This window comes from Rhizobium anhuiense bv. trifolii (assembly GCF_024346605.1).
In the GTDB taxonomy this organism is placed as follows: Bacteria; Pseudomonadota; Alphaproteobacteria; order Rhizobiales; family Rhizobiaceae; genus Rhizobium; species Rhizobium anhuiense.
Map to the genome: position 1 here is coordinate 792,870 of NZ_CP098801.1, position 14,481 is coordinate 807,350.

The 14,481-nt window shown below is 62.8% G+C and carries 16 protein-coding genes and 1 riboswitch; of the genes, 4 read left to right on the plus strand and 12 right to left on the minus strand.

The features are described from left to right. Positions 1 to 7: 7 nt before the first annotated feature. Positions 8 to 1,522, minus strand: coding sequence for a choline-sulfatase (gene betC / locus NE851_RS03820; RefSeq protein ID WP_097630750.1), 1,515 nt, complete (start codon positions 1,520 to 1,522; stop codon positions 8 to 10). 95 nt (positions 1,523 to 1,617) lie between these two features. Here betC and NE851_RS03825 point away from each other — a divergent pair, with 95 nt between their 5' ends. The 3 genes from NE851_RS03825 (at position 1,618) to NE851_RS03835 (ending at position 3,711) form a co-directional block, all read left to right on the plus strand. After that, a complete protein-coding gene (locus NE851_RS03825) occupies positions 1,618 to 2,520 on the plus strand; it encodes a choline sulfate utilization transcriptional regulator (RefSeq protein ID WP_097630749.1) in 903 nt (300 codons plus the stop codon). 95 nt (positions 2,521 to 2,615) lie between these two features. Continuing rightward, positions 2,616 to 2,819, plus strand: coding sequence for a hypothetical protein (locus tag NE851_RS03830; protein WP_047613481.1), 204 nt, complete (start codon positions 2,616 to 2,618; stop codon positions 2,817 to 2,819). A gap of 100 nt (positions 2,820 to 2,919) precedes the next feature. Then, positions 2,920 to 3,711 carry an HpcH/HpaI aldolase family protein gene (locus NE851_RS03835; protein ID WP_097622741.1) on the plus strand — a complete coding sequence of 264 codons (792 nt, stop codon included), beginning with the start codon at positions 2,920 to 2,922 and terminating at the stop codon, positions 3,709 to 3,711. Between the two features lie 3 nt (positions 3,712 to 3,714). Here the strand turns inward: NE851_RS03835 and NE851_RS03840 are convergent, their stop codons facing one another. The 11 genes from NE851_RS03840 to thiM all read right to left on the minus strand — a co-directional run bounded on the left by NE851_RS03840 (position 3,715) and on the right by thiM (position 13,754). Beyond that, positions 3,715 to 4,395 carry a spermidine synthase gene (locus tag NE851_RS03840; protein WP_097622742.1) on the minus strand — a complete coding sequence of 227 codons (681 nt, stop codon included), beginning with the start codon at positions 4,393 to 4,395 and terminating at the stop codon, positions 3,715 to 3,717. A gap of 71 nt (positions 4,396 to 4,466) precedes the next feature. Continuing rightward, the gene (locus NE851_RS03845; RefSeq protein WP_047614919.1) at positions 4,467 to 5,366 is read right to left on the minus strand and encodes an ABC transporter ATP-binding protein; all 900 of its coding nucleotides are present in this window, start codon (positions 5,364 to 5,366) and stop codon (positions 4,467 to 4,469) included. Continuing rightward, positions 5,363 to 6,166: an ABC transporter ATP-binding protein gene (locus NE851_RS03850; protein ID WP_047614920.1), complete on the minus strand. Its 804-nt coding sequence runs from the start codon at positions 6,164 to 6,166 to the stop codon at positions 5,363 to 5,365. The genes NE851_RS03845 and NE851_RS03850 overlap by 4 nt, the downstream gene beginning before the upstream one ends. Then, on the minus strand, positions 6,163 to 7,041 hold the full coding sequence (locus tag NE851_RS03855; protein WP_183844810.1) for an ABC transporter permease: 879 nt from the start codon (positions 7,039 to 7,041) through the stop codon (positions 6,163 to 6,165). Before NE851_RS03855 ends, NE851_RS03850 begins: the two co-directional genes overlap by 4 nt. Before the next feature lies 1 nt (position 7,042). Next, positions 7,043 to 8,020, minus strand: coding sequence for an ABC transporter permease (locus NE851_RS03860; protein WP_097630747.1), 978 nt, complete (start codon positions 8,018 to 8,020; stop codon positions 7,043 to 7,045). A 58-nt stretch (positions 8,021 to 8,078) separates the two neighbouring features. Further along, complete coding sequence (locus NE851_RS03865) at positions 8,079 to 9,725, minus strand: ABC transporter substrate-binding protein (RefSeq protein WP_063476046.1); 1,647 nt, start codon at positions 9,723 to 9,725, stop codon at positions 8,079 to 8,081. A gap of 43 nt (positions 9,726 to 9,768) precedes the next feature. Continuing rightward, a complete protein-coding gene (locus NE851_RS03870) occupies positions 9,769 to 10,791 on the minus strand; it encodes a glycoside hydrolase family 3 N-terminal domain-containing protein (protein ID WP_097630746.1) in 1,023 nt (340 codons plus the stop codon). Positions 10,792 to 10,815: 24 nt separating this feature from the next. After that, positions 10,816 to 11,295, minus strand: a complete 480-nt coding sequence (locus NE851_RS03875; protein WP_097630745.1) for a GNAT family N-acetyltransferase — start codon at positions 11,293 to 11,295, stop codon at positions 10,816 to 10,818. A gap of 217 nt (positions 11,296 to 11,512) precedes the next feature. Beyond that, positions 11,513 to 12,322: a bifunctional hydroxymethylpyrimidine kinase/phosphomethylpyrimidine kinase gene (gene thiD, locus NE851_RS03880; protein WP_097630744.1), complete on the minus strand. Its 810-nt coding sequence runs from the start codon at positions 12,320 to 12,322 to the stop codon at positions 11,513 to 11,515. Next, entirely contained in the window at positions 12,319 to 12,954 is a 636-nt protein-coding gene (gene thiE / locus NE851_RS03885) for a thiamine phosphate synthase (protein ID WP_097630743.1), read from the minus strand. The genes thiD and thiE overlap by 4 nt, the downstream gene beginning before the upstream one ends. After that, complete coding sequence (thiM, locus tag NE851_RS03890; protein ID WP_097543437.1) at positions 12,951 to 13,754, minus strand: hydroxyethylthiazole kinase; 804 nt, start codon at positions 13,752 to 13,754, stop codon at positions 12,951 to 12,953. Before thiM ends, thiE begins: the two co-directional genes overlap by 4 nt. A gap of 50 nt (positions 13,755 to 13,804) precedes the next feature. Further along, positions 13,805 to 13,901, minus strand: a riboswitch (TPP riboswitch). Positions 13,902 to 13,973: 72 nt separating this feature from the next. On the opposite strand from thiM, the gene NE851_RS03895 reads away from it, so the two are divergent. Beyond that, a complete protein-coding gene (locus tag NE851_RS03895) occupies positions 13,974 to 14,351 on the plus strand; it encodes a hypothetical protein (protein ID WP_179869505.1) in 378 nt (125 codons plus the stop codon). Positions 14,352 to 14,481 lie beyond the last annotated feature (130 nt).

The window sequence follows — 14,481 nt, forward strand, 5'->3', positions numbered from 1 at the left end:
GTTTCGCTCATTCCTGGCGCGGGAACCTCTGGTTTTCCTCCAGCACGTTGAGATCCATGTGGTTGCGCATATAGCGCTCCGAGGCTTTCTGCAGCGGCTGGTAGTCCCATGGATAATAGGCGCCGTTGCGCAGCGCTGCATAGACCACCCAGCGGCGCGCCTGGCTTTCGCGCACGGCTGCGTCGAAAGCGGCAAGATTCCAGCGGCGCCCGGCCTGTTCGGCAAGCCTTGCCAAGATGTCGGCGTGCGCCGGGTCGGCCGCCAGATTGTCGAGTTCTTGGGGATCGGCCTCGAGGTCAAACAGCATCGGCGGGTCCTTCTCGCAGAGCGAGAGCTTGTACCGTCCGTCCCGAATGCAGACGAGCGGTGCTTCGGAACCCTCCGCGGCATATTCCATCGGCACCGGGCTGCGATTGCCGGTGCCTTCGGCAAGCAATGCCAGATCCTCGCCCTCGGTCCATGGTTTCAACGAAGCGATATCGATCCCAGCGAGACCGGCGAGCGTCGGCGTCACGTCGAGCGTGGAGACGGGCTGATCGATGCGTTTGGGCTTCCAGCCGGGGGCTGCGATCATCAGCGGAACGCGGGCCGATCCTTCGAAGAAGTTCATCTTGAACCAGAGGCCGCGATCCCCGAGCATGTCGCCATGGTCCGAGGCGAAGAGAATGATCGCATTTTCCGCCATGCGGGTCCGTTCCAGGACGCCGAGAATCTCGCCGATCTTGTCATCGACATAGGAGATATTGGCGAAGTAGCCCCGCCTTGCCCGCCTGATTTGCTCATCGCTGATGTCGAAGGCATCGTGGTCACAGGCTTTCATCAGGCGCTGCGAATGCGGGTCTTGCCGCTCGAAGGCAATCGGCGCAACTGCCGGATCAAGGGCCGGGCAATCCTTATAAAGGTCCCAGAATTTGCGGCGCGCGACGTACGGGTCGTGCGGATGGGTGAAGCTGACGGTCAGGCACCAGGGGCGTCCGTCGTGGCCACGCGAGAGATCGAACAGCTTGCGGGCGGCATGGTAGGCGACCTCGTCGTCATACTCCATCTGGTTGGTGATTTCGGCAACACCGGCGCCGGTCACCGAACCGAGATTATGATACCACCAGTCTATGCGTTCGCCGGGCTTGCTATAGTCGGGTGTCCAGCCGAAATCGGCCGGGTAGATGTCCGTCGTCAGGCGCTCCTCGAAGCCATGCAGTTGGTCGGGGCCGACGAAATGCATCTTGCCTGATAGCGCCGTCTGGTATCCGGCAGCGCGCAGATGATGCGCGTAAGTCGGGATGTCGGAGGCGAATTCCGCCGCATTGTCATAGACGCGCGTCCGGCTCGGCAATTGTCCGGACATGAAGGAGGCTCGCGCCGGCGCGCAGAGCGGGCTTGCCGTATAGGTGTTGGTGAAACGCACGGAGCGCTCTGCCAATGATCTCAGATGCGGCGCATGAAGGAAATCCGCGGGGCCATCCGGAAAGAAGGTCCCGTTCAGCTGGTCCACCATCAGGATGAGGATATTCGGACGCGGCATGGAATTCCTCTTTTGCTATTTGAGAAATTTATTCAATCGCTTATTGTTACGGCTGTAAAGACAGCTTTTTTCGATGGGTGACTAAAGGATTTTTTATGTCAGACCGCCCGCCCGAGCTTGGCTGGATGCGCATCTTCGTCGAGGTCGCGACACTCGGGAGCTTTTCGTCGGCGGCAGCACGTATCGGGCTCACGCAACCGGCCGTCAGCTATCAGATGCGGCGGCTGGAAGAGCAATTCGGGGTCGGCCTGTTGCGCCGCCAGCATCGCGGCGTCGAGCTGACCGCGGAGGGCGAGCGGCTTTTCCAGGTCGCTGCCAAGACCGTCGGTGATATCGATGCGCTGGCGCGCAGCTTCCGCACCGAGGCTCAAAGACCGGTCGTCAGGCTGAGAACAGACTATGCTTTTTCAGCCCTTTGGCTGATCCCGCGCATGCATGGCTTTCGCCAGCTTCATCCGGAAACGGATATACAGATCGTCGCGACCCAGCGGCTCGAGCCCGGCTTTGGTGACGACGCAGATGTAGTGGTGGTTTTCGGGACGCGGGCGGAATTCGGCGCCTTCGGATCGCTGCTGTTGCAGGAAAAGGTCGTGCCCGTCTGCACACGAGGATTTCTCGATCGCAACGGCCCGTTCGACGATCCGCAGCAGCTTGCCAAGACGATCCTGATCCACCTCGATTCGCCGATGCCGCCACCCTGGTTCGATTGGCGAAGCTATCTTGCCGAATTCTCCGTCACGCGCGATCTCCATGCCGGCCGCGGGGATATCAGCTTCAACACCTATTCGCTGGTCGTCCAGGCTGCTCTCAGCGAGCAGGGCGTGGCGATCGGCTGGATGGGGCTGGTCGACACGCTTCTCTCCGCGCATATGCTGGTGGAAGCCGGGCCGCCGCTCGAGGCGCCCGACCGCGGTTACTGGCTGATACCGCCGCAATCGGCAAATATTCATAGCGAAAGGCTCAGCACCTGGCTGGTGGATGAAGTCGGCAGGACATGACATTCGGGAATATCGTCGCGTTTGGGAGAGAAGCCTTGTCATCAACGATGCCGGTCGACATTGTGACACTGATTCATAAGAAGGGTTGCCGAAGCATGTGGCGCACAATTGGATATGTCGTGGGATTGCTGATGATCCTCTCGGGGCTGATCTGGGTCGCCCAGGGAAGCGGCTATTTTCCCTATCCGTCATCCAGCTTCATGATCAACCAGAGCATCTGGATTCTCTGGGGAAGCATCACGGCTGCAGCCGGGCTTGCCGTGACAATCATCGTTTCACGGCTGCGCCGGAGAGGATGAGCCGGCAGAACATGCATGGCTTCGAGGAAATTCGACACCGAAGAGCTCCTCGAGGTGAAATATCTGGCCGCTGACGGCCTGTCGAAGTGAGGAGAATGGCATGAGCGCAGCTGAAATCGACGGCTTTGCGGAGCGGATCAGGAGCCACCGGGGCGGCATGATCTCCGCCTGGGTCGGCATTCCCGACGCCACGCTCGTCAATCATCTGGCGCAGGAGGCCTTCGATGCCGTCGTGCTGGATATGCAGCATGGCATGTGGGACATGCCATCGGCGGCGAACGCCGTCGGTCAGGTGCGGCTTGCCGGCAAGCCGGCGCTGGCGCGCATTCCGGTCGGCGATTTTGCTTCCGCCTCGCGCCTGCTCGATGCCGGCGCCTCCGGCATCATCGCGCCGATGATCAATTCGGTCGAAGACGCGCAAGCCCTGGTGCGGACCACGAAATACCCGCCCGCCGGCGAACGCAGCTGGGGACCGTCGCTGGCGCTGAATTATACCGGCCTGTCGGGTGATGATTATCTGAAGAACGCCAACGCGCTCACCGTCGCCATCGCCATGGTCGAGACCCGGGCGGCGCTCGACGCAATCGACGGTATCCTGGGTGTTGCCGGGATCGACGGCATTTTCGTCGGTCCGTCCGATCTTTCGATCGCACTGTCGAACGGCGACCAGGTGGCGCCGAACGCCGCCGAGATCGACAGCGCCATGCAGCATGCGGTTTCGCGCTGCCGCGCTCACGGCAAATTCGCCTGCGCCTATGCCGGCGATGGCGAACGAGCCGGCGAACTGCTGAAATTTGGCTTCGATCTGGTCATTGCCGGTGCGGAGACCACGCAATTGCGCTCCGGCGCCCGCCGGGCCATCAATGCCGCCCGCCGGATTGCTTCCGTTTGAGCGTCATTTCACCGGCTTGACGGCCAGCCAGATGACGTGGCGGGCGCCGCCGCGTTTGCCGTTGGCGCGGGTGTTGACCGCATCGACGGAAAAGCCGCTGTCCTTGAGACGGCGGGTGAAATCCGGGTCGGGGCCGGACGACCAGACGGCGAGCACGCCGCCGGGACGAAGCGCATCGCGGGCGGCGCGAAGGCCGGCGAAATCATAGAGCCGGTCGTTGGATTTGCGGGTCAGGCCATCGGGGCCGTTGTCGACATCGAGCAGGATCGCATCATAGGCAGCCTTGCCGGCGCGGATCGCCTCGCCGACATCGCCCTGATGGATGCCGACGCGCGGATCGTCGAGGCAACCCTGGAAGACCTCCGCCATCGGCCCGCGTGCCCAGGCGACGACGGCCGGTACCAGTTCGGCGACGGTGACACCGGCATCTTCAGGCAGGACGGCGAGGGCGGCGCGCAGGGTGAAACCCATGCCGAGCCCGCCGATCAAAATCCTTGGCTTCGGGTGCGTCTTGATCCGTTCCCAGGAAAGCGTTGCCAGCGCTTCCTCCGAGCCGCTGAGGCGGCTGTTCATCAGCTCGTTGGCGCCGAGCATGATCGAGAACTCGCTGCCGCGCTGTTTCAGCCTGAGTTCCCCGCCTTCGCCGGGAATGGTCGCGGAATCGAGCTGGATCCAGGGCAGCATGACGGCTTCGCCTCATATGAAAGGAACCGTCCCCCTAGCATAGGCCGAGGAGTGAGGCCAGCAAGCTGGCCTTAGATCATCCGCATGAAATGTCCCTGCTCCACTTCGACGGTCTCATCCTGCGGCACGGCCGAACGGCGGCGGATATCCTCCACTTCGTCGGGCCTCAGCCGGGCTTTCGGGTCCTCGAAGCGGACGTCGGGATCGGGCACGGCCGAGAGCAGCAGCCTCGTATAGGGATGCAGCGGATTGTCGATCACCTTGGCGACGCTGCCCCATTCGACGATCTGGCCGGCATACATCACGGCGATGTCCTCGGCGACATAACGGGCGGTGGCGATATCATGGGTGATGTAGAGCAGGCCGAGTTTCATCTCCTGTTTCATCTCGTTCAACAGGTTCAGCACGCCGAGGCGCACGGAGACGTCGAGCATCGAGGTCGGCTCGTCGGCGACGATGACCTCCGGCTTGACGGCGAGCGCGCGGGCGATGTTGACACGCTGGCGCTGGCCGCCGGAAAGCTCGTGCGGATATTTCGGCGCGACGAGATCGGGATCGAGCCTGACGCGCTGCAGCAATTCGCGGACTGTCGCGTCGATCTCAGTTCCCTTGATGTCAGGACGATGCAGCTTCAGCGGCCGCCGGAGATGATGGGCGATGGTATGGGCCGGGTTCAGCGAGGCGAAGGGGTCCTGGAAGATCATCTGCACCGAACGGCGGTAGCGGGCGATCTCGGCGGATTTCGCCGCCTCGACCGGCCGGCCCTTGTAGAGGATCCGGCCGGATGTCGGCAGATATTCGCGCATCGCCATGCGGGCGCAGGTGGTCTTGCCGCTGCCGGATTCGCCGACGAGTGCCAATGCGCGGCCGGCATGCAGGGAAAACGAGATGGCGCGTGCCGCATGCACGGCCCCGGAGCCATGGCCGAAGGTCTTGCTCACCTGATCGAGTGCGAGAATGGCATCCGTCATAACAGCACTCCTCCATGCAGCGACGGGAAGGAGGCCCAGAGCTTTTTCGTGTAGTCATGCCTGGGCGTCCTGTAGATCGCCTCGGCCGTGTTCTGCTCCACCAGCCGGCCTGACAGCATGATGCCGATGCGGTCGCAGAACTGCACCATCAGCCCGAGATCATGGGTGATGAACAGCACGGAAAAGCCGAAGCGGCGGCGCAGTTCGTTGATGCGCTGCAGGATCTCGCGTTGGACGACGACGTCGAGCGCCGTCGTCGGCTCGTCCATGACGACGAGTTTCGGATCGAGCGCCATGCAGATGGCGATGACGATGCGCTGGCGCATGCCGCCGGAGAATTGGTGCGGATAGTCGCGCATGCGGTCCGGCGCGATGTCGACGAGCGTCAGCATCTCGGCGGTACGCTCGCGGGCCGCCGCACGGCTCATGCCTTTGTGGGTGCGCAGCATGTCATAGAACTGCGCCTCGATGCGCAGCACCGGGTTCAGCGAGTTCATGGCGCTCTGGAAGACCATGGCGACATCGCGCCAGCGGAAGGCGCTGAGCGCCTGCCGGTCGAGGCCGAGCACATCGCGGCCGTCGAGCAGGATGCGGCTCTCCTTGCGGATCAGCGCCGGCGGCTTGTGCAGGCGGCTGATGGCAAAAGCGATGGTGCTCTTGCCGCAGCCGGATTCGCCGGCAAGGCCGAACACCTCGCCGGGCGCGACGTCGAAGCTGACATCGTTGACGGCGCGGAAATCCTTCTCCTCGCCGATATAGTCGATGGTGAGGTTCCTCACCGAAAGCAGCGGCTGCGTCACAGGCGGCCCTCCCCGGAACGAACGAGCAGGGACCAGCGCTTCAGGTGATTGCCGGTGCGCAGTCGCGGATTGGCGATCTCGTCGACGGCGAAGTTCAACAGCGACATGCCGATGCCAAGGAAGGCGAGCGCGAAGCAGGGGGTGAGAATATCCCACCAGGCGCCGACCGAAAGGGCTGAAGCCTTCTGCGCATTATAGAGCATCGTGCCCCAGGAGATGGCTCGGGGATCGCCGAGGCCGAGGAACTCCAGTGTCGCCTCGGTGATGATTGCGAAGATGACGCTGCCGATGAAATTGATGCCGACGATTGAAATCACGTTGGGGAAGATCTCGAATGTCATGATGCGCCATTGCGGCTCACCCATCATCTCGGCCGATTTGACGAAATCCTTCTGCTTGACGGAGAGCGTTTCGGCGCGGGTGACGCGGGCGCCCCAGGCCCAGGAGGTGGCGCCGAGGATAAGGGCGATGACGAGGGGGCTTGCCTGGCCGATGAAGGCGGCGAGCACCAAGAGCAGCGGCAGGTTGGGCACGACCAGCACCATGTTGGTGAAGAAGCTGATGATCTCGTCGGTCCTGCCGCCGCGATAGCCGGAGATGATGCCGAGCGCGGTGCCGACGAGGGTGATCAGCAGGCCGGCGCCGAAGCCGACAGCAAGCGAAGTACGGGCGCCGTAGATCAGCCGGGCGAAAACATCCTGGCCGATGCGGGTCGTGCCGAGGATGTGGTCGAGCGACGGCGGCTGATGCGGCCGGCCGGTGCGGGCGGCGGGATCGTATTGCGTGAGCAGCGGCGCGGCGATCGCGACGATGACGATGAGGGCGATGATGACGAGGCCAACCAGCGCCTTGCGGTTTCGAAGCAGGGTCTTCATCTCATGCTCCCTTTAGCCGCGGGTCGAGCAAGATATAGCTGACGTCGACGATGAAATTGGCAATCAGCATGGTCGCGGTCATGATCAGAAGCTGGCCCTGGATGACGGGATAATCGCGGGCGAGGATTGCTTGGTAGAGAATGTTGCCGAGGCCGGGATAGTTGTAGACGACCTCCGTCACAAGCGAGCCGCCAAGGATGGTGCCGATCGCGATGGCAAGGCTGGAGACGGTTGGCAGCAGGGCGTTGCGCGCCGCGTACCAGAGCATCACATGCCGGTTGGAAAGACCCTTGGCCCGGGCCATGACGATATAGTCCTCACCGAGCAGGTTGATCATGTTGTTGCGCATGGTGACGGTGAAACCGCCGATCAGCACGGTGCAGAGCGTCACCATCGGCAGGATGCCGTGATAGGCGACGCTGCCGATATATTGCAAGCTGAAGGCCGGATCGAGTGAGGGATCGGCGGCATAACCGTTCGGAAACCAGCCGAGCGTGAAGCCGAAAATGAAGAGCACGATCAGCGAGGTGACGACGGCCGGTACCGAGGTGGCGAAGATCGCGCCTACCGAGACGACGACATCGAACCTGCTGCCGCGCCGCCAGGCGGCGACGATGCCGAGGAAGGTGCCGAGCGCGAAGCTGAAAATCGTCGCCGTTCCCATCAGGCCGACGGTCCAGAGGAGGGCATGGCCGAGCACCGACGTCACCGGCAGCGGGAAATATTTGATCGAACGGCCGAGATCGCCGGTGAAGATGCTGCCGAGATAGGTGAGGTACTGCTGCCAGAGCGGACCGTCGACGAAGCCGAAAGTGAGCTTCAGCGCCTGCAGGCTTTCCGGCGGCAATTCGGTGCCGGCGCTGGAGAACATGATCTGCACGGGATCGCCCGGCATCAGCCGGGGCAGGAAGAAATTGATCGTCGCTGCCGCGATGAAGGCTGCCATGTAGAAGACGAGGCGGCGAAGCAGGAAAGCCATGGGAACTCCGTCGTCGCGGAAGCGGCGTTTTCTACGCCGCTTCCGGAGATCATGATGCTTACTTGACCGGCTCGAGAGCGAGCAGGTTCAAGAGGCGTGCCGGATTGGTCCGCGAGATCGACGGATTGACGAAGGGGTTTTCCTTGGTCGACCACCCGGTGAAGCGCTTGGTGTTGTACTGATACCAGTTCGGATTGTTGAACACCGGAATCATCGGCATGTTTTCGGCGACGATGCGCTGCGCCTTGTTCATCGCTTCCTTCTGCTTGGCAAGGTCGGCGGTCTGGGTGAACTCGGTGACGAGTTTCTCGACCTCCGGGTTGAACCAGCGCTGCGCGGTGAAGCGGGTCTTGCCCTTGTCCGAAGCGCTGAAGGCACGCTTGTAAGGATAGTAGGGCGAGGCCGATGCCGGCAGGCTGTTGATCGCCGCATCGAAGGTGCCGTTGATGAGGTTGCCGGTCCAGACGGCTTCCTCAGGCGTTTCGATCTTGGCGTCGATGCCGACTGCCTGCATGCCCTCGACGGCGAGGTTGACGGTGTCGATCCAGTCGGTCCAGGCGCTGGGGACGATGATCGAGAAGGAAATCTTCGTGCCGTCGGGATTGTCGCGGAAGCCGTCGCCGTCCTTATCCTTGTAGCCCGCCTCGTCGAGCAGGGCCTTGGCGGCATCGGCATCATAGGTTGCGAACTTGCCGAAGTCGGCCTTGACGGACGGGTCCGCCCAGCTCTTGTAAAGCTCGCCCATCAGTCCAGGATCTTCGTTCAGCGTCGGATAGCCGTAGCCGGCGACGTCGATCATCGTCTTGCGGTCGAGCGCCATGCTGACAGCCCGGCGGAACTTCAGATCGTTGAAGGCCTTCTTGTTGTTCTCGTTCGCCGTTTCCAAGTTGAAGAGGAAGGCGACCATGCTGCTCGGCGAATACCAATAGTGGAAATGCGCCGGATCCTTGGAGACATAGACATTGTCGATATCGGGAATGAAGGAGACACCCCAGTCAAGCGTGCCGTCGGCTGTCGCGGTCAGCATCTGGTTGTTGTCGGCAAGCTGCGGGAAGCGCATGCAATCGACCTTCAGGTGCTCGTTGTCCCAGTAGTTTGGGTTGCGGCACTGGTCGTAGGTCTGGCCGGTAAAGCGCGGCACTTCCGTCAGCGGGCCACTGCCGACCGGGGTTTCGTTGGCGAAGGTGACGGGATCGGCGACATCCTTCCAGACATGTTCCGGGACGATCGGCAATTGCGAGATCTGCTCGGCGGCGAGCGAGCTCGGATTGGCGAGCGTGAAGCGCACCGTCTGGGCGTCGACCGCCTGCACATCGGTGATGAAGGTCCAGATGCTGACGAAGTCGAGCGCCGGGAACTTCTTCAGGTAATCATAGGTGAACTTGACGTCGGCTGCGGTCAGCGGCTTACCGTCAGACCATTTCAGGTTCGGGCGCAGCTTGAACTCGATGCTCTTCAGATCGTCGGAGAGCTTGAAACTTTCGGCCAGGCGATAGACCGGCTTGTTGCTGTCGAAGCGGTTGAAAATAACCAGCGGCTCGTAGATGAAGTCGAGCGTCGACTGGCGCGATGAGGTCTGGTTGAATGGGTTGAAGTTGCGAACCCAGGTCGTCGCCGGTTCGATATTCGCCGTCAGAATCGTCTGCGCCATGGCCGATCCCGAAAGCAGCGTCAGCGCGGCGGCGGCAAGAAGATATTTTTTCATGTTTTATTCCCCTTTTCTTATGCGGTGAGAGTTGACGGGCCGGTCAGGAGACCAGCGCGCTGGCAAACATGTCTTCGACTTCTGCGTGGGCGGCGCGGACATCGACTTTGAGATTGCCGAGGCGCGCCTTGCCGGCGACGATCCGCTTGAGGGCGGCTTCCGTCAGCGGACGGGCGGCCTTGGCGGCAGCTTCGCTTTCCGGAATGTCGCCGTGGCTGTGGAGCGCGATGTCGAAGCCTGCGTCGAGCACCTGTTTGACGCGTTCCGGCAAGGTACCGGAGAGCGACTCCATGAAGATGCAGTCTGATATCAGCACGCCCTCATAGCCCATGTCCTTGCGGATCACGTCGTGCATGATGGGCGAGACGGACGCCGGCAGCTCCGCGTCATAGGCCGAGTAGACGACATGGGCGACCATCGCCCAAGGCGTATCCTTCAGCGCGACGAAGGGTTTGAAATCGGTCGCGGTGAGCGTCTCGCGGCTGGCGTCGACCACCGGCCGCTCCTTGTGGGAGTCGAGCGTCGCACGGCCATGGCCGGGAATGTGCTTGATGACGGGGATATTGCCGGTCTCGAGCAGGCCATCGACCACCTCGCGGCCGAGGGCCGCGATGAAATCGGGATCAGGGCCGAAGGAGCGGGCGCCGATGACCGCGCTCGTCGTCTCGAAGACGAGGTCGAGAACGGGCGAGCAGCCGCTGGAAAGGCCGAGTTCCGTCATCATCGCGCCCATGGCCTGGGAGGAAAGGCGCAGTGCTTTTTTGCCGAGATCGAAATCGCGGCGCGCAAGTTCGGCAAACTGGCCGAAGCTGCGAAAGAGCGGCCAGGGGCCGGCATCGAGATGCTGAACGCGGCCGCCTTCCTGGTCGGTGAAGACAGGTGCGTCGTCGCGGCCGACGGCTTCGCGGAAGCGGGCGATCAGCCGCTTGGTCTGCTCCGGCTCGCGCTGATTGCGCCGGCCGACGAACAGGCCGAGCGGATTGGCGTCGCGAAAAAGGGCGAATTCATCATCCGAAATCGTGGGAGTGGGAAGGCCGACGAAAAGGGCGAGCGGGGTCGAGGACAATTCTGTAGCTCCGGGATCAGATGGTCATTTCGGCGTGCTTCTCAGCATGCCTTCGTAGATGCCCTTGTCGGGGGCGGGGATGATGGTTGCGCCTGCGGTCTTGGCGTAGAAATCGACTGGCCCGGCATCGCCGATGAAGGCATAGGCGTGGCCGAGCGTCTTCATCGTCTGCAGGCAGGCGGAGAAGAGGGCGAGCCCGATACCTTTGCCGCGCGCTTCCGGGTCGACGCCGGTCGGGCCGAAGAAGCCGCGCGCCGTCGTGTCATAGCAGGCAAAGCCGAGCAGCTTGCCGCCGTCGACGGCGATCAGGCAGGCAACCGGCTGGCGGGAGAAGGCGACGGCGACTTCGCTCGCCCAGTTCTCGCTGAACCGTTCGCGAACCCAGCTGATGATAAGATGCAGTTCCGGGGGGAGGGCCGGACGGATGGAGATGCCGACATCATCGGCTTTCCGTTTCAGGTCGGCGAGCTCAGCGGAATACAAGCTCACAAGCAGGTCTGGCACCTGTCACTCCTCCAGTTATTCCTTTATTGCGGAATGTATCCCCTTTTAGTGTTATAGATTTGGCCATCTGACCGGGCTTGTCAACAAGGTTTTTCAGAAGGTCAAAGGGACTGCCCGCACTGCAACTGCGGTTTCAACGCAAAGTAGCTGCGGAACGAAAAAACGGCCCGGGAGGGCCGGGCCGTTTCGATTGGCTGCATCTATGCCGAGCGAGCGCTTATTCGCCGTCTTTCCACAGCGCATGAAAATGCTGCACCGGACCGTGGCCGGAGCCGACGGTGAGGCTTCCGGCTGCCGCGACCGCGCCGGCGAGATATTGCTTTGCGATGGCGACCGCCTCCCGCGCCGAGGCGCCCTTGGCAAGTTCGGCGGCCAGCGCGCTGGAGAGCGTGCAGCCGGTGCCGTGCGTGTTCTTGGTCGGCACGCGCATGGCTTCGAACCAGTGCAGGCCAGCGGCGGTGGCAAGGACGTCAGGACTTTCGTCGCTATCGAGATGGCCGCCCTTGACCAGCACTGCGGCCGGGCCAAACGCCCGCAGATGTTCGGCCTGCGCCGCCATCTCGGCTCGGTTTGTCGCCACCGGCTGGTGCAGCAGTGCGGCCGCTTCCGGCAAGTTCGGGGTCAGGAGTGTCGCAAGCGGCAGCAGCCGGCGGGTCAGCACGTCGACCGCCTCAGGCGCGAGCAAGGCGGCGCCACCCTTGGCGATCATCACCGGGTCGATGACGATCGGAATGTCGCGGTGGTCAGTCAGTGCACCGGCAACGGCATCGGCGATGCCGGCATTGGCGATCATGCCGATCTTGACGGCATCGACGCGCACATCGGCAAAGACGGCATTGATCTGGTCGGCGACGAATTGCGGCGGCACCAGATGCACGCCGCTGACGCCTTGGGTGTTCTGCGCCGTCAGCGCGGTCAGCACCGCCATGCCGTAGACGCCGCGGGCGGAAAAGGCCTTGAGATCGGCCTGGATGCCGGCGCCGCCCGAGGGATCGGAGCCGGCGATGGAGAGAACGTTGCGGATCATGCGCGGGCCTTTCGAATTTCTGCGGCGATGCGGCGCGTGGCCGCTTCGGGATCCGGCGTACCGCAGATGGCGGAGACGACGGCAAGGCCCTTGGCGCCCGCAGCAAATACTTGGGCGACATGATCCGCCTTGAGGCCGCCGATCGCAACCGACGGCACCGGCGAGGCCTTTACCAGCGTGGCAAGACCGTCAAAACCGATCGGCTGCTTGTGATCGGCCTTGGTCGGCGTCGCAAACACCGGCCCGACGCCGGTATAATCGACCAGATCCGGATCGACGGCGGCGGCAAGCGCCGCGGTCTCGACCGAGAGGCCAAGGATCATGGCAGGGCCGATCATCGTCCGCGCCGTGCGCGCGTCCATATCCTCCTGGCCGATATGCAGACCGTCGGCGCCGATGGCGATTGCCGCCTCGACATCGTCGTTGACGACGAGCAGGGCGCCGGTCCCGACAAGCGCCTGTTTCAAGGCGCGACCGGTCTCGATCATCCCGGCGGTGCCGGCATGTTTGTCACGCAGTTGCACCATCGTCGCGCCGCCGGCAACGGCAAGGCGCGCCGTTTCCACCATGCCGATCCCCGCGCAGAGATCGGGGTCGAGGACGAGATAGAGCGAAAGGTCGAAAGCCTTCATGCCGCCGATATCCTCGCCCTGGCGTCAAGCGTTTCGGCGTCGAGCGCTGCCAGCGCATCGAGGAAGCGCCAGGAGAAGGAGCCGGGGCCGGCGGCGCCGAGTGTCGCGTCTTCGCCGGCGATGGCGAAGGTCGAAAGGGCGGCGACCGTGGCGCCGAAAATGTCCTCGGGCGCCGTTGCCGCAAAGGCGCCGACGAGGCAGGTGAGCGAGCAGCCGAGCGCGGTGACTTGCGGCATCAAGGCCGATCCGCCTTCGATGCGCACGGCCCGCTCGCCGTCGGTGACGAAATCCACGGCGCCGGTCACGGCGACGACCGCCCGCTGACGCTCGGCGAGCCATCGCGCCGAACCTTCCGCCTGCTCGACCGGGTCGCGGCTGTCGACGCCCTGGCCGCGGCTCTCTCCACCGGCCAGCGCGATGATTTCGGAAGCGTTGCCGCGGATGATGGTCGGATGCAGCGCCAGGAGATCGGCGACGGCGTTGCGGCGGAAGGCCGTTGCATAATGGGCGACCGGGTCGAGCACCCAGGGCTTGCCGGCCGAGGCCGCCGTCTTCGCCGCCGCCTGCATGCCGTCGATCCATTGCGTCGACAGCGTGCCGATATTGATGGTCAGCGCACTGGCGATCCCGGCGAATTCGCCGGCTTCTTCCGCGGCATGCACCATGGCGGGCGAGGCGCCCGCGGCAAGCAGAACATTTGCGGCGATGTTCATGGCGACGTAATTGGTGATGCACTGAACGAGCGGCGGCTTCTCGCGCATCGCCTTCAGCATCGCTCCGGGTGTGGTCTTGGTCTGCATATGGCCCCTTTCAGGCGGGGGCGGCCACGGGGCGGTTCGTGCGGGCGATGCCGCGACCCCGAGCGACTCCCTCCGCCGGCATTATCCGGTTCAGGTTCGAAGGGTGCTTCTCAGCCCGTCTGTCGACGAACGCCCCTGTCTCTCATCGCGTTTCTTTTCGCAGAGAACGGGGCTGATGTCACCTCGAAAATGACAATCATGCGACCGACGCGGCGCGCGATGGCTATGGATGATTTATGGGTCGGGATCGCCTTTCATGAAGGACGAGAGATCGCCGCCGATTCGGGTCTTGACCAGGTTTTCCCGAAAGTCGTCTGCCGGTTCTCTTCCGGGTTGGCCGAGTCCTTGCCTTTTCGCCATGCGGCTATCCTCTCCTTTTTCAAAAGGAATAACCGCAGCAACCGTGGGTGCAATCAATTTCTAAAATACATCTTCGTCTTTGTGAGGGGTTGGCTGCCAGCATTGGTGAGGGTGCTGATGCGGGAAAGCAGTCTTTTCTTTGAAAGAATGAAGTTCATCTTCCCAAGACTTTTCTGCATTTGGAATAGCGCGAAGTTATTCATCCTATCCGTTCATCGATGGAATTTTTCAATGTAGCCGAGCACGAGAACAGCTTCGCGTAAGTTGCGTGTCGTCTCATCGCCTCGCCATTCAGTTTTATTCCGGCTGTCGAGATTTGGTGGCGATTTCGTTGCGGTAAGCCTCTCCCAGGGCGTGGAATCAAACT

Bases quoted from the DNA above. Each gene is read 5' to 3' on its own strand.
- thiD (WP_097630744.1), bottom strand. From the start codon at position 12,322: ATGATCCGCAACGTTCTCTCCATCGCCGGCTCCGATCCCTCGGGCGGC.
- thiE (WP_097630743.1), bottom strand. From the start codon at position 12,954: ATGAAGGCTTTCGACCTTTCGCTCTATCTCGTCCTCGACCCCGATCTC.
- betC (WP_097630750.1), bottom strand. From the start codon at position 1,522: ATGCCGCGTCCGAATATCCTCATCCTGATGGTGGACCAGCTGAACGGG.
- NE851_RS03865 (WP_063476046.1), bottom strand. From the start codon at position 9,725: ATGAAAAAATATCTTCTTGCCGCCGCCGCGCTGACGCTGCTTTCGGGA.
- NE851_RS03835 (WP_097622741.1), top strand. From the start codon at position 2,920: ATGAGCGCAGCTGAAATCGACGGCTTTGCGGAGCGGATCAGGAGCCAC.
- NE851_RS03830 (WP_047613481.1), top strand. From the start codon at position 2,616: ATGTGGCGCACAATTGGATATGTCGTGGGATTGCTGATGATCCTCTCG.
- NE851_RS03895 (WP_179869505.1), top strand. From the start codon at position 13,974: ATGGCTATGGATGATTTATGGGTCGGGATCGCCTTTCATGAAGGACGA.
- NE851_RS03840 (WP_097622742.1), bottom strand. From the start codon at position 4,395: ATGCTGCCCTGGATCCAGCTCGATTCCGCGACCATTCCCGGCGAAGGC.
- NE851_RS03855 (WP_183844810.1), bottom strand. From the start codon at position 7,041: ATGAAGACCCTGCTTCGAAACCGCAAGGCGCTGGTTGGCCTCGTCATC.
- NE851_RS03860 (WP_097630747.1), bottom strand. From the start codon at position 8,020: ATGGCTTTCCTGCTTCGCCGCCTCGTCTTCTACATGGCAGCCTTCATC.
- NE851_RS03825 (WP_097630749.1), top strand. From the start codon at position 1,618: ATGTCAGACCGCCCGCCCGAGCTTGGCTGGATGCGCATCTTCGTCGAG.
- NE851_RS03845 (WP_047614919.1), bottom strand. From the start codon at position 5,366: ATGACGGATGCCATTCTCGCACTCGATCAGGTGAGCAAGACCTTCGGC.
- thiM (WP_097543437.1), bottom strand. From the start codon at position 13,754: ATGCAGACCAAGACCACACCCGGAGCGATGCTGAAGGCGATGCGCGAG.